Here is a 14,690-nt window from a genome sequence, read left to right as displayed (position 1 = left end):
AAGAAAGAATTTTACAAGTGCTTTAACAAAGTGTCCAGTTTAACGGTACCTTCGTAGTCCGCCGCCAACCGGTGTTTTTTGTCGTAAATGTAAATACCGGGAAAGTTTTTCAGATCGTAATAATATGCGATCTGACGGGTAGGCTCGGCAGCCATAATGATGTTCGGGTAGTTCCTGATGTTGTACTGGTCGTACCAGGCCTTCATCCGCTCCAGTTTAAAGGGAGTGACCATTAATATCGTGGATTTTCCGAACTTGCCGATGTTTTTGAGAATTTCCTGCGTCATATGGGCACAGTGGTCGCACTCCACGCTGAACAAAAACACCAGTACGGGTTTATTTTTCGGGAGGTCGTTTTTGTTGAAAGTATGACCGTCGTACAGGGTCATCGGCAGGGGAGAAATGATCTTGTACTGTTTGAAAGGCGGCGTTTGAGCTGCCGCAGGGGCAACAGACTGGGCTTTTAATACAGCAGGAAGGAATAAAAAGAGTAATAACCAGCTTCTCATAATCATATTTTTAAAAATAGTAAAGTGACAATGATCTTCGCGTGACTTTGTACCAAAACTATACCGCTTTTGTGTGAAATCCGGCAAGTTTTGTTTGTTCATATGCGAAAATTTTTACTTTTGCAATCCTAATGTAAATTTTTAACTTTAAATCAGTGACCTTTTATGGCTACCACCGCAGATATCAGAACAGGATTAATCATTAAGCTGGATAACAGCTTGTATTCTGTTGTAGAGTTTGGTCAGAACAAAACAGCCCGTGCCGCTGCCAAAGTATGGGCAAAATTGAAGGGGGTTGACAATAGCCGCTCCATCGAACATACCTGGAACTCAGGCGATACCATTTACCCGGTACGTGTGGAGAAAAAAGCATACCAGTATCTGTACCAGGACGAAAGCGGGTACAACTTCATGGATAAAGAGACCTTCGAACAGATCGTGGTGAGCGAGCAAATGGTGGATGCGCCCCAGTTCCTGAAAGACGGCGACGAAGTATCCATCTCCATCAATACCGAAACCGAACAGCCCATGGGCGTTGAACTGCCTGATAAAATCGTGCTGAAAGTGACCTATTCCGAGCCCGGTATGAAAGGCGACACCGCCACCCGTACCCTGAAGCCCGCCACCGTTGAAGGCGGCGCCACCGTGATGGTGCCCCTGTTCGTGAACGAGGGCGAGCTGATCAGGATCAACACCAAAACCGGTGAATATATCGAGAGAGTAAAAGAATAGCCATATACTTTTTCAACTTCTATCATCAGAGAACCAGCATTTAACTAAAACCAAAAACTGTCTACATGGACTTTAAACAGATTCAGGAGCTGATAAAAATGATCAACAAGTCAAATATCAGCGAACTGAGCATTGAGCAGGACAAGTTTAAGATTACAATAAAGCAGAAGGAAAGCGAAGTACAACAGATTGTAACAGTACCGGCGGTTACGGCAGTTCAGCCTGTAGCAGTGGCCCCCCAGGCGGCGGCGCCCGCACCGGCTCCGGCGGCGGCGGCACCCGCAGCAGCGGCGGCACCGGTGAACAGCAACCTCATCACCATCAAATCGCCCATGATCGGTACGTTCTACCGCAGCGCCGGCCCCGATAAGCCGCCGTTCGTAAACGTGGGCGACGATGTGGCTGCCGGCAAGGTGGTGTGCATCATCGAGGCGATGAAACTGTTCAACGAAATCGAAAGTGAAGTGAGCGGCAAAATTGTAAAGGTGCTGGTGGATGACGCCTCTCCTGTAGAGTACGATCAGCCGTTGTTCCTGGTAGAACCATAAACTCTTTGATAACGGGAGAAGGTTGTAAGGTTGCTTGCAACCTTTTCCCTTTTTAGTTTTTATATCACCTATAAGAAAAACATGTTCAAAAAGATATTGATCGCCAACCGTGGCGAGATTGCCCTGCGGATTATCCGTACCTGCAAGGAAATGGGGATCAAAACGGTGGCGGTATATTCAACCGCGGACAAAGACAGCCTGCATGTGCGCTTTGCGGACGAGGCCGTATGTATTGGAAAACCACAGAGTAGCGACTCTTACCTGAATATCCCTCACCTGATGGCGGCTGCCGAAATCACCAACGCAGACGCTATTCATCCCGGTTACGGCTTTCTGGCGGAAAATGCCCGCTTTGCGGAGATCTGCGGCGAGCACGGCATCAAGTTCATCGGTCCCACCCCGGAGATGATCCGCAAGATGGGCGACAAGATGACGGCCAAGGAAACCATGATCAAAGCCGGCGTACCGGTTATTCCCGGTTCCGAAGGTTTGCTCGAAAGCGTGGAACAGGCCAAATCCCTGGCCCGCGAAATGGGCCTGCCGGTGATCATGAAAGCGACCGCCGGCGGCGGTGGTAAAGGCATGCGTGTGGTATGGGACGAGAACGAGATCGAGAACGCCTACACCATGGCCAAAACCGAAGCCAAAGCCGCGTTCAGCAACGACGGCATCTACATGGAAAAATTCGTGGAGGAGCCCCGCCACATCGAAATACAGATCGCCGGCGACCAGTACGGCAAGGTGTGCCACCTCAGCGAACGCGACTGCTCCATCCAGCGCCGTCACCAGAAGCTGGTGGAAGAATCGCCTTCCCCCTTCATGACGCCCGAGCTCCGCGAAAAAATGGGCGACGCCGCCATCAAGGCCGCCAGCGCCATCAATTACGAGAGCGTGGGCACCATCGAGTTCCTGGTAGACAAACACCGCAATTTCTATTTCATGGAAATGAACACCCGTATCCAGGTGGAGCACGGTGTAACGGAAGAAGTGATCAACTTCGACCTCATCAAGGAACAGATCAAGATCGCGGCCGGCATCCCGATTTCCGGTAAAAACTATACGCCGCAGATGCACGCCATCGAGTGCCGCATCAACGCCGAAGATCCTTACAACGATTTCCGTCCCTCCCCGGGCCGCATTACCGTGCTGCACACGCCGGGCGGCCATGGCGTGCGCGTCGATTCGCATATCTACGCCGGGTACGTGATTCCGCCGTATTACGACTCCATGGTGTCCAAAGTGATCGCCGTGGCGCAAACCCGCGAAGAAGCCATCAACACGATGGAGCGCGCCCTCAGCGAGTTCGTGATCGAAGGGGTGAAAACCACCATCCCTTTCCACCAGCAGCTGATGCAGGACGAGAACTTCCGCAAAGGGAACTTCACCACCAAATTCACCGAAACATTCAAGCTGCAGTAAGCAGGTTGCATATAACTGAAAAGCGTTCCGGTGACTGCCGGAACGCTTTTTTTATGCGAATCACATTTCAAAAAAGAGGCCGCCTGGAGAGGCAGCCCGGATAACCTTAAAACCTTTTAAAATGTACTAGTCAGATTTTGTATGATAAGCAAATGTTATAGTTTGTCTGTCGTGTCTTTTTTCTTCCGCAGCTCGTCCCTTTTCCGCATGGCTTTATGATGCCCCATCTCTTTCCTGTGCCAGTCGTGATACTTCTGGAACGTTTCGTTGCCCAGTGCCAGTTTGATCTTGTCTTTCCTTGCTTCGTTCAGCGATTTCAGCTGTTCGTGGCGCTGTTCCTTGCTGAGTGATTCATTGTTTTTGAGTTCTTTCATGCGGGCCATGAAGTCTTTGTTGATGTTCTGCAGTTCCTGGCCCTGTGCGTCCGTCAGGCCGAGGGATTGTTTCATCTCCTCGCTGGGCCTGCCTTTGCCGCGGCCTTCTTTTTTATGCCTTTTTTCACTATAGGCATCGGCGCGCGCCATGGATTTTTCACGGTTCTGCTGGTATTTTTCGAACTGTTCCGCGCTCAGTACCGATTTGATCCTGCCGGCACGCTCGGTGTTGAGGGCGTCCAGCTGTTTTTTCCGGTCTTCCTTGCTCAGGGCCTCGTTTTTACGGATTTCCTGGGCGCTTTGCATGTAAGATTTATTGATATCGCGCAATTGGTTGCCCTGGTTTTCATCCAGCTTCAGATCCTGCACCTGCCTGTTTTTCAGCCTTGTTTTCGCAGAATCCTGCGCGTACCCCGCACTTACGGTTGTAGCGGCCAGGAAAATGAGTAATAAGAGTTGCTTCATAAAATGACGTTTTACAGATAGATAGACGGCGGGGGATGGAAAAGGTTTAACCGGGGATTTGTTAAAAAAAGAAACCCCCGGTGAATACCGGGGGCCATCATACACCAAAACAATCTTACGGTTTTTTATCGCAAGAAAAGCAGTTCTCTGTACTTGGGGAGTCCCCAGATCTTGTCATCCACCAGGAATTCCAGTTTGTCCGAATGGTAGCGGATAACGTCAAAGTACGGCTGTTTGATCTTCTCACAGTAATCGATCGCTTTCTGACGGCTGTCTTCGAGCTTGTTAGCCACTTTGCGGGCTTCGATCATCGCCTGTACGTTTTCGCTGATGACATTGATGTGTTCAGATATCTTGATCGCAATCTGTTTTTGCGCTTTGTATGAATCTTCGCCAAAACCGGCTTCTTTCAGGCCTTTGATATTGGCCAGCAGCTCATTCAGGTATTTGATGGCAGCGGGCAATACGTTGTTGGTGGCCAGGTCGCCGATTACGCGGGCTTCGATCTGCACTTTTTTCACGTAGTCTTCCAGGAGGATTTCGTGACGGGCATGCAGTTCTTTTTCGTTGTAAACGCCGGTTTCGGTGTACAGTTTGGTAGCTTTCGGAGTTACCATCGCGTCCAGCGCTTTCGGAGTGGTTTTTACGTTGGCGAGGCCGCGTTTTTCAGCTTCTTTCGCCCATTCTTCGCTGTAACCGTCGCCTTCGAAGAGGATTCTCTCGGAGTCAACGATGTATTTGCGGAGGGTCTGCATGATGGCGATTTCTTTTTTCTCGCCTTTCTCGATGAGGCTGTCCACTTCTTTCTTGAACTCGGTCAGGGTTTTGGCCATGATGGTGTTCAGAACGGTCATTGCGGAAGAGCAGTTAGCGGAAGAACCTACGGCGCGGAACTCGAACTTGTTGCCGGTGAAGGCGAACGGAGAAGTACGGTTACGGTCGGTGTTGTCCAGCAACAGTTCCGGAATGTGGCGGTGCAGGTCCAGTTTCAGGATGGCTTCATCCTGCTCGTCGAATTTGTTATTAACACGGCTTTTTACTTCCTGCAGTACGTCGAACAGGTATTTGCCGGTGAATACGGAAATGATGGCCGGGGGAGCTTCGTTGGCGCCGAGACGGAAGTCGTTGCTCGGAGATGCGATGGAAGCACGCAGCAGATCGGCATAGTCATGTACGGCCTTGATGGTGTTCACGAAGAAAGTGAGGAACATCAGGTTGGTTTTCGGCGTTTTGCCGGGAGCCAGCAGGTTCACACCGGTATCGGTAGCGAGTGACCAGTTGTTGTGTTTACCTGAACCGTTGATGCCTGCGAAAGGTTTCTCGTGGAGCAGCACTTTCAGTTTATGGCGTTTGGCCACTTTGCTCATCACGTCCATCAGCAGGGAGTTGTGGTCCACCGCGATGTTCACCTCTTCGAAAATGGGCGCGCACTCGAACTGTGCGGGTGCCACCTCGTTGTGACGGGTTCTCAGGGGAATGCCCAGTTTGTAAGACTCTTCTTCGAAGTCGCGCATGTAAGCGTATACACGCTCGGGGATGGCGCCGAAGTAGTGGTCTTCCAGCTGCTGGCCTTTCGCAGGAGCGTGGCCAACCACGGTGCGGCCGGTGAGCAGCAGGTCGGGACGGGCGTTAGCCAGACCTTCGTCGATCATGAAATATTCCTGTTCCCAACCAAGGGTAGCAGTTACTTTGGTTACGTTTTTGTCGAAGTAGTTGCACACGTCCACAGCAGCTTTGTCCAGGGCAGACAGCGCTTTCAGCAACGGAGCTTTATAGTCCAGCGATTCGCCGGTGTAGGCTACGAAGATGGTAGGGATGCAAAGGGTTTTTCCTGTACCTTGCTCGATGATGAAAGCAGGAGAGGAGGGGTCCCATGCAGTGTAACCGCGGGCCTCGAAAGTAGCGCGGATACCGCCGTTGGGGAAGCTGGAAGCATCAGGCTCCTGTTGTACCAGGGCGTCGCCGTCGAAAGTTTCGATGCTGGAACCGTCGCCTTTAATAGTAAAGAAGGAGTCGTGCTTTTCCGCAGTAGTACCGGTAAGCGGTTGGAACCAGTGGGTATAGTGGGTAACGCCTTTTTTCATTGCCCAGGATTTCAGGCCCGAAGCAATCTGATCAGCCATTTTACGCTCGATCTTATTACCACCTTTAATGGAGTTCATCAGGCTCTTGTAAGCCTCATCACTCAGGTGTTCCCGTACTGCTTTGCCGGTAAACACATTGCTGCCGAACACGTCTGTGATTTTCCCATTCAGTTCGGTCTTTACTTTAAAATCAACGCCGGTGAGATTTTCCAGCGCCTGAAAGCGTAACGATTGCATGATGTGAATTATTTTTTACAAAAGAACGCCAGTTTCAGTTAATATGCAAGAAGTGTCCGTTTTTTTAACCAAAAAATTGCAATTGTCCCGTAAAAACCTTATATTTTTAATTTTTGAGTAAATATTCGAGGGTCTGGCCTCAAAAATCTGATATATTTAAAATAAACTAATGTGTGTATGGGGCAGCGGGACTTGTTTCTTGTCATTTGCAGGAAATCTATGTAGTTTTGCATCTTCTTTTTAAATCTTCATCATTACATGCAAACCACAGTAGAAACCGCCGAACAGTTAGGACTTACCGCAGACGAATTTGAACGTATTAAATCCATCCTGGGCCGCACACCGAATTTCACCGAACTCAGCATGTACTCTGTTATGTGGAGTGAACACTGCAGTTACAAGAATTCCATCGTATGGCTCAAAAGTCTGCCCCGCGAAGGCGGCCGCCTGCTGGTGAAAGCTGGTGAAGAAAATGCCGGTCTTGTAGACATCGGCGACGGCTGGGCCTGCGTATTCAAGATCGAATCGCACAACCACCCCTCCGCACTCGAACCTTTCCAGGGTGCCGCCACCGGTGTAGGCGGTATTCATCGCGATATTTTTACCATGGGCGCCCGCCCCATCGCGGCGCTCAACTCCCTGCGCTTCGGTAACATCAACGACGCCAAAACCCAGCACCTGCTGAAAGGCGTGGTAGACGGCATCGGCCACTATGGCAACTGCTTCGGCGTTCCCACTGTGGGCGGTGAAGTGTATTTCGAAGACTGTTACGGTACCAACCCCCTCGTGAACGCCATGAGCGTGGGCGTACTGAAAGTGGGCACCATGGTGTCCGCCACCTCCCACGGGGAAGGCAACCCCGTATTTATCGTAGGATCCGCCACGGGTAAAGACGGTATCGGCGGCGCTTCCTTCGCGTCGGCCGACATCACCGAAGAAAGCGCCAAAGACCTGCCGGCCGTACAGGTGGGCGACCCCTTCCAGGAAAAGAAACTCCTCGAGGCCTGCCTCGAAGTGGTGAAAACCAACGCCCTCATCGGCATGCAGGATATGGGCGCCGCCGGTATCACCTGCTCCACCGCCGAAATGAGCGCCAAAGGCGAGCACGGCATGATCATCCACCTCGACAAGGTGCCTACCCGCCAGCAGAACATGAAAGGCTGGGAAATGCTCCTATCCGAAAGCCAGGAGCGCATGCTCATCGTGGTGGAGAAAGGCCGCGAAAAAGAAGTGCTCGACATCTTCGATAAATGGGACCTCCACTGCGTACAGATCGGCGAAGTGACCAAAGACCCCACCCTCCGTTTTTATATGAACGGCGTGCTGGAAGCGGAAGTGCCCGCGGAAAGCCTCGTACTGGGCGGCGGCGCTCCCCAGTATCACCGCGCTTACGTAGAACCGAAATACTTCGAAAAAGTAAAAGCATTCGATATCCAGAACATCCCGGATATCACCCACGCCAAATCCGTAGCGGAAAAAATCGCGCAGCTGCCGAACATCGCCTCCAAACGCTGGGTATACACGCAGTACGACAGCATGGTGGGTACCGCCAACGCCAGCACCAACGCCCCCAGCGACGCGTCGATCGTACTGGTGAAAGGTACTAAAAAGGCACTGGCCGTGACGACGGACTGTAACAGCCGCTACGTGCATGCGGACCCGCATGCGGGCGGACAGATAGCCGTAGCCGAAGCAGCCCGGAACATCGTGTGCAGCGGCGGCGAACCGGTGGCCATCACCAACTGCCTCAACTTCGGCAACCCTTACGATCCGGAAGTGTACTTCCAGTTCGTACATGCCATCAAAGGCATGGGCGAGGCCTGCCGCAAATTCAATACACCCGTTACCGGTGGTAACGTGAGCTTCTATAACCAGTCGCCCGACGGCCCTGTATACCCCACGCCCACCATCGGCATGCTGGGTGTGCTCGACAGCATGGACCAGCGCATGACGCTGGATTTCAAACAGGCCGGCGACCTCATTTACCTGGTAGGCCGCAGCTATAACGACATCAGCAGTTCAGAATACCTGCACAAGCTGATCGGCGTTGAATTCAGCCCTGCGCCGCATTTCAACCTGGAAGAAGAGCATAAGCTGCAACAGGCCATCACCAAACTGATCAATGGCGGCCTCATTCAATCCGCACACGACGTCAGCGAAGGCGGCCTCTTCGTAACCCTGCTCGAAAGCGCCATGGTGAGAGGTTTGGGCTTCGATGTTCATACCAACAAGGATTTCAGGAAAGACGCCTATCTCTTCGGCGAAGCACAGAGCCGCGTAGTGGTGAGCGTAAGCCCCGGGAACAAGGAAAAATTCGAGGCGCTGCTGCATGGCCTGGTAGACGCATCCGAACAATCCGTTCGCTACGAGAAGATCGGTACCGTTAAAGGCGACAGCATCGTGGTGGATAGCGAAGACTGGGGCCAGGTGGCTGCCTGGAAAGGGAAGTACGATACTTCACTGGAGAATCACCTGTAAGCAGATTTCATCGCATATAAAAAGGCGGCCCGCAAAGGCCGCCTTTTGTTTTATTCAATACGCTCATTTTTTTACTGTCGGTTTTCTTTCTTCAGATAACCACCAGGCGATGCGGTTATCGCCCGCTGCGCCGCTTCATCACCCCATACTTCCTCCGCCACCAGATGAGAACGCCGGACAGCGCCATGATACCCGGCGTGAGCCCCAGCAGGCAGTACACGATTTTTAACCCCACCCCGCCGAAGTTCCCGAAGTGCAGCTGGTTCACGCTTGCATTGAGTTTTTTGCCAAGGGGCGCCGTTTTAAAGTCGAGTTTTTTGACGATGGTGTCCGAAGCCGGGTCGATGCTCACGGATGAGTTGTATTCTCCCAGCACGCGGCTTTCACCGGCATTGCCGGTAAACACCACAGGGTCGCCGGCTTTTTTCGGCGGGCGAACGCCGAGGATGGTAAAGTCCGTGATGCCGCCACGGGCCACCTCGTACGCACGGTCGAAATCCGGGGGCGCATTAACGGCCACGGATGGCGGTTTTTTCCCGACGCGGGCGCCCACCACCTTGAACTGGATGAGGATGCCGGTAATGACGATCAGGAGGTTGAACAGCAGCGCCCATACGCCCACCACGCGGTGCAGGTTGCGCCACCTTCTGCTGCGGTGCTTCCATTCGATCCTGTCGCGGAACGTGAGCACCTTCAGCAGGTGCTTGCGGTACACATGAAGGCCCGTGAGCAGGGAAATGATGATCAGGAAACCGATGATCATGACGGCGATGGAGCCGTTGACGCCGCTGAGCAGCGTGAAGTGCAGGTACAGCAGCGCGCCGGTGAAATATCCCTTGTTGCTGCGGGTATGCAGTACCTGGCCTGTATAGGGGTGGAGGTAGATGTAAATTTTATGGTCCGCCGAATACTCGGCCCGCATCACCACCGTTTCCGACGGCGCCTGCGGCAGGCGGAGAAAATACAGGTAGGGGTTGCCGGGCACGGCGGAGGCGCCCGTGCGGTACAGTTCGTTCAGCGGCCGGCGCGGGCCTTCGGGCTTCACATGAAAGGCGGTCACGTTCAGCGTGTGATCGATTTCGTCGCTGAACACCAGCAGGCTTCCCGTAAAACTCAATAGCAGGAGAAAAACTCCTGCTATCAAACCCGTGATGCGATGTATCCGGAAAATCTGTTTATTCAAAGAATCAGAATTTATAAGTATAGCTCAGGCTCAGCCGGGCGCCGTTCCCCTTGATGTAATTCTCGTTACGGCCATCCCACTGCGAAGCTACGGTATAATAATCTTTGTTGAACAGGTTGTCGATGCCCAGGGCAAGACTGCTGTGGGTGTCAAGCTGCAGCGTGGAGAACAGGCTGAAGGTGGAGAAGCTGTTCACCGGGCCGGTGCCGTAGGGATAAATCCCGTTTACCGGCGCAAACCTTTTGCGGCTGCCGGCGTGCAGCATCTGCAGGCGCACGCTCCACTGGGGCAGCGGGCTGTAACGGATGTATGCGGTGGCTTTGGGCGCCGCAATGCGGTCGCCGCCCAGGTATACGTCCGCGCCGTCGCTGAACTTGCCGTTGTCGTTCACGTCTCTTTTTCCTTCGGTATAGGAATAGGAACCGCCGGCATGGAGGTTCTGCAGCAGGCGCGCGTCGGCGGCGATTTCAAAACCGTGCACCCTTTCCGGGGAACGGGCTATTTCGAATACCCCGCCTTTTTCCACGAAGGAAGAACCAAGGTCGGAGGTGCTGATGTAATAGCTGGCCTCAATGTCTACGGGCCCGAGGGTGCTGCTGAAACCGGCTTCGTAGTTATGCGCGATCACCGCTTTGGTTTTCAGCAGGGCCACCGTGTTTTGTTTGGCTGTGCGGAGCGCGCGGCCGATTTCCATGATGGAGAAGCTCTGTGAATAACTGATGAAAGGTTTGAACCAGCGGAACTGGTTGTACCGGAGGCCGGCGTTGTATACCAGCGCGTTGTACCGCAGGGTGCCGCCGGTGACGGCCACGCCGCCTTCGGTGAAGGCGCCGGTTACACGGTTCTGCGTTTTGATGGTGGTATAGTCGGGCACGCCGATGTTGATGTTCTCGAAACGGGCGCCGGCTTTCAGCACGAGGTGTTTGTAAAAAGTGGTCTTCAGCTGGGCGTACGGCGCATAGTTTTTCATGTCCATCTCGGGCACCCATACACGCCCGTCGGTGAGGTTTTGGGCCGTGATGTCGTTCATGAAATCGAGGCCGTACACGAGCTGCATATCGTAATGGCGGCCGAGACGGATGGGAGAGTTCAGGTTGATGCGCAGCCCCTGTTTTTTGGAGGTGATTTCAGACTGGCCGCCGTGCTCGAAAGTGGGGCTCCAGCTGTATGTGGTATGGAAACGCTGCATATAGAGATTCACATCGAGGTCGGTGCCGCCGATGAAACCTTCGCTGCTGTAATGCAGGCTGGCGTTGTGATTGAACGGCGTGCCCTCCGGCTCGCCCAGGCGTTTGCCGGGAATGCCGGTGGAGGCGGAGTCGCCGTATTTGCCGGGTTTCTGGATGTAATCGCTGCGCTGCTGGCTGCCGAAGAAATTGTACATCAGCTCGAGGCGGTTGCGGTCGTTGATGTCGTAGCCCACTTTGGCAAACCCGTTCCAGAGCTGGGTTTCGCCCAGGCCGTAGTCGGGACTGAGCACCCCGCCTTTGGCGTCTTTATACACGCCGGTCTGTTCATAATGGCCGCTCACCACGAAGTCCCATTTTTTATAAGCCCCGGACAGCAGCTGTCCCACCGCGAAGCCGCCCGTATGTTGCGCGCTTTTCAGTTGGGTATTGGCGCCCAGGGTGGTTTCGCCGCTGAGCCCTTTTGTTTTATCGCCTTTTTTGGTGATGTAGTTGATGAGCCCGCCGTCGGCGCCATTGCCGTAAATGGCGGTGGCACCCTTGATCACTTCCACTCTTTCGATGGCGGAGGGGTCGATGGTGCGGATGTCGCGCCCGCCGTTACGGAGGGGCGTAGACTGCGGGATGCCGTCGATCATCACCAGGAGATTGCGGCCGCGGAGGGTCTGCCCGGTGTTGCCGGTCTGGTTGCCGCTGAAACCCAGGCCGGGTACGGTGTTGGCCAGTATGTCGGATACGTTGTTGCTGATGCCTTTCTGTACCGCCAGGTCGCGCGGGCCTACGATGGTTACGGACGACGGTACTTCGTCCAGCGTTTCCTGCCGGCGGCTGGCCGAAACGATCACTTCTTTCAGGTCGCTGCTCGCCGATACATCCACATCCAGCACAGTCGTATCCGCGCCGATGGTCACTTCTTTTTCCACCGCTTTCACGCCCACGCCCGAAAAACGGAGAGTATGGGTGCCTTGCGGCGCAGCCAGCAGGTAGCGCCCGTTGGCGGTTGCCACGGTGCCTTTTTTCAGCGCCGGGATGCTGACGTTGGTGAAGGCTGCCGGTTGCCCGTTATCGCTCCGCACCACGCCCCTGATGACGCCTTCCTGCGCCTGTACGCCCAAACCGGAAAAGGCCAGCAGGGCAATTGTTAATATCGCTCTCATATAATCGTTAAAAGGAAAAGTGGCGCAAAGGTACGGGCAGGGGGAGGGCCGTTGTTTATCAATTCGGGAATTTTTTGGCCGTTCCGGATGAAAGGGCCGCCGGCTGCGGTACTCTGACATTGGCCGGACATACTCCATTTAGCGCCGTTTTAACATCGTGTTAACAAAATACAACCTTCGTGTTATGGTTTTACCGTATAACTACGTTATTTTTGGTTAACGTTGTAAAGCAACGATTAACGTTCGAGGAATACGCGCCCTGAGCAAGCGCTTTGAAAACAGAAATCCATCCCCTAAAGACATTTAATAAAGTAATTGATCATAAACAGATTTTGGTTTGCCGCCGTAAACCACATTCTATGATGGCCTTAACTTTTTTTTATTACCATGTCCTCATGAACGATCGATTCTTAAGATCATGTATTACACCTAGTGAAAGAACGATTTGTTTCGGGGCTGACTAACCATCAGCCCTCTTTTTTTGCCCTCACTTTCCTGTAGCAGCCATTAAATGACGGGGCCCGGCAGGGGTATCCCGGTCAGCCCCCGTTGCGTCGCACACTTCAGCGGCAGGAGCGCTACCCATCGGTGCTGTTTTTCATATATTTTTACAGACCTGTAAAGTATTGTCAGTATAACGTTTTAGTACCCCGGGCGGGTTGCGGGTTGCCTGGGCTCCGGCAGGGAGAAAGACGAAGCTACAACGAACCTTGAACGAACCTGCAACGAACCTTCCCTTTTGGAGGTAGGTTCGTCTTTCCCCCAGTGTAGGTTCGTTGTAGCTTCGTCTTTTACCCTCATAATCTCCACTCAGATCAAATTTTTGTCCATTCGTGCACAATTTCCGGGGTTACGGGACTGTAAACCTCTGTTTCACCTTGCCGCAATAAAAAAGGGACACTCCGGAGAGCGCCCCTTTTCCTTATGAAAGGTACTTACTTACGTTGTTATACCATGGGAATTTCCGCTACTGCGTACACCTTCTGGTCGAGCTTTTCCTTGGTTTCGGTGAAAGCCTTCAGCGTCAGCTCGATGTCCTCGTCGGAGTGAGCCGCGGTGGGGATCAGGCGGTAGATGATCTGGCCTTTGGGTATCACGGGGTATACCACGATGGAACAGAAGATATTGTAATTCTCGCGGAGGTCGAGGCACATGGCGGTGGCTTCCGGAATATCGCCCTGGAGGTAGATCGGCGTAACCGGGGAGTTGGTGCGGCCGATGTTGAAACCCCTGTCTTTCAGGCCCTGCTGCAGCTTGTTTACATTGCTCCAGAGTTTGGCCTTCAGTTCCGGCTGCTGGCGCATCAGCTGCACCCTTTTCAGGTGGCCGATCACGATGGGCAGGGGAATGGATTTGGCGAATATCTGCGAGCGCATGTTGTAGCGCAGGTAGTTGATGATGGCTTTATCGCCGCTCATGAAAGCGCCGATGGAAGCGCCGGATTTTGCGAAGGTATTGAACAGCAGGTCGATTTTGTCCTGCACGCCCTGCTCTTCACCGGTACCGGCACCGGTTTTGCCCATGGTGCCGAAGCCGTGCGCATCGTCTACCATAAACCGGAACTCGTATTGATCTTTCAGCGCGGCGATCTCTTTCAGTTTACCCTGGTCGCCGGCCATGCCGAACACCCCTTCCGTGATCACGAGGATGCCGCCGCCGCTTGTTTTGCACAGTTCCACCGCACGCTTCAGCTGTTTTTCACAGTCTTCGATATCGTTGTGCTTGAACACATAACGGTGCCCCTGGTGCAGGCGCAGGCCGTCGATGATGGAAGCGTGGCACTCCGCGTCGTACACGATCACGTCGCGGCGGTTACAGATAGCATCGATAGCGCTCATAATGCCCTGGTAACCGTAGTTGAGCAGGGTGGTGTCTTCCTTGCCCATGTATTCGCTCAACTCTTTTTCCAGCTGCTCATGATAATTGGTGTTGCCGCTCATCATGCGCGCGCCCATGGGGGATGCCAGGCCAAAATCCGCGGCGGCTTTGGCGTCTGTGGCACGAACTTCCGGGTGGTTGGCCAGGCCCAGGTAGTTGTTCAGGCTCCAAACGATCTTGTCCTTTCCCCGGAATTTCATCCGGGGCCCTATTTCACCTTCCAGCTTGGGGAAAGCGAAGTATCCATGGGCTCTCTCGGAATGCTCACCGATAGGGCCTTTATGCTTCAGCAGTTTCTCGAATATATCCATATGATTATTAAAATGAGATTAAAATTCGCCCACAAAGGTATTAAAATATTATTTTTTGTAAACTTAGGTTACTTTTATGCCTTTATTTTTTCCACGTCATCACGGAGCAAGTTAGGAATTAATTAATG

10 protein-coding genes are annotated in these 14,690 nt (G+C 53.1%); 4 read left to right on the top strand and 6 right to left on the bottom strand.

Annotated features, from left to right (window positions below):
- Positions 1-11 precede the first annotated feature (11 nt).
- Positions 12-509 (bottom strand): peroxiredoxin family protein, encoded by a 498-nt coding sequence (locus EGT74_RS21510; protein WP_158618255.1) that lies wholly within the window; start codon positions 507-509, stop codon positions 12-14.
- A gap of 165 nt (positions 510-674) precedes the next feature.
- On the opposite strand from EGT74_RS21510, the gene efp reads away from it, so the two are divergent.
- From efp to accC, 3 genes are all read left to right on the top strand, one after another.
- The gene (efp, locus tag EGT74_RS21505) at positions 675-1,241 is read left to right on the top strand and encodes an elongation factor P (protein WP_123848605.1); all 567 of its coding nucleotides are present in this window, start codon (positions 675-677) and stop codon (positions 1,239-1,241) included.
- A 65-nt stretch (positions 1,242-1,306) separates the two neighbouring features.
- On the top strand, positions 1,307-1,789 hold the full coding sequence (gene accB, locus EGT74_RS21500) for an acetyl-CoA carboxylase biotin carboxyl carrier protein (RefSeq protein ID WP_123848604.1): 483 nt from the start codon (positions 1,307-1,309) through the stop codon (positions 1,787-1,789).
- A gap of 81 nt (positions 1,790-1,870) precedes the next feature.
- Positions 1,871-3,208 (top strand): acetyl-CoA carboxylase biotin carboxylase subunit, encoded by a 1,338-nt coding sequence (gene accC, locus EGT74_RS21495; protein WP_123848603.1) that lies wholly within the window; start codon positions 1,871-1,873, stop codon positions 3,206-3,208.
- Between the two features lie 155 nt (positions 3,209-3,363).
- Here accC and EGT74_RS21490 read toward each other — a convergent pair whose 3' ends face one another.
- Complete coding sequence (locus EGT74_RS21490; RefSeq protein WP_123848602.1) at positions 3,364-4,047, bottom strand: hypothetical protein; 684 nt, start codon at positions 4,045-4,047, stop codon at positions 3,364-3,366.
- Positions 4,048-4,172: 125 nt separating this feature from the next.
- A complete protein-coding gene (locus EGT74_RS21485; protein ID WP_123848601.1) occupies positions 4,173-6,368 on the bottom strand; it encodes a glutamine synthetase III family protein in 2,196 nt (731 codons plus the stop codon).
- Positions 6,369-6,626: 258 nt separating this feature from the next.
- Between EGT74_RS21485 and purL the strand changes: the two genes are divergently transcribed.
- A complete protein-coding gene (gene purL, locus EGT74_RS21480) occupies positions 6,627-8,846 on the top strand; it encodes a phosphoribosylformylglycinamidine synthase subunit PurL (protein ID WP_123848600.1) in 2,220 nt (739 codons plus the stop codon).
- Positions 8,847-8,961: 115 nt separating this feature from the next.
- On the opposite strand, the gene EGT74_RS21475 is transcribed toward purL, so the two are convergent.
- The 3 genes from EGT74_RS21475 to EGT74_RS21465 form a co-directional block, all read right to left on the bottom strand.
- On the bottom strand, positions 8,962-10,029 hold the full coding sequence (locus EGT74_RS21475) for a PepSY-associated TM helix domain-containing protein (RefSeq protein WP_158618254.1): 1,068 nt from the start codon (positions 10,027-10,029) through the stop codon (positions 8,962-8,964).
- Between the two features lie 4 nt (positions 10,030-10,033).
- Positions 10,034-12,373 (bottom strand): TonB-dependent receptor, encoded by a 2,340-nt coding sequence (locus EGT74_RS21470; protein ID WP_158618253.1) that lies wholly within the window; start codon positions 12,371-12,373, stop codon positions 10,034-10,036.
- 947 nt (positions 12,374-13,320) lie between these two features.
- Positions 13,321-14,562, bottom strand: coding sequence for an aminotransferase class I/II-fold pyridoxal phosphate-dependent enzyme (locus EGT74_RS21465; RefSeq protein ID WP_123848597.1), 1,242 nt, complete (start codon positions 14,560-14,562; stop codon positions 13,321-13,323).
- Positions 14,563-14,690 lie beyond the last annotated feature (128 nt).

The sequence above is a fragment of the Chitinophaga lutea genome, assembly GCF_003813775.1.
GTDB lineage: Bacteria > Bacteroidota > Bacteroidia > Chitinophagales > Chitinophagaceae > Chitinophaga > Chitinophaga lutea.
This window is presented reverse-complemented; position numbering and strand designations above follow the sequence as displayed.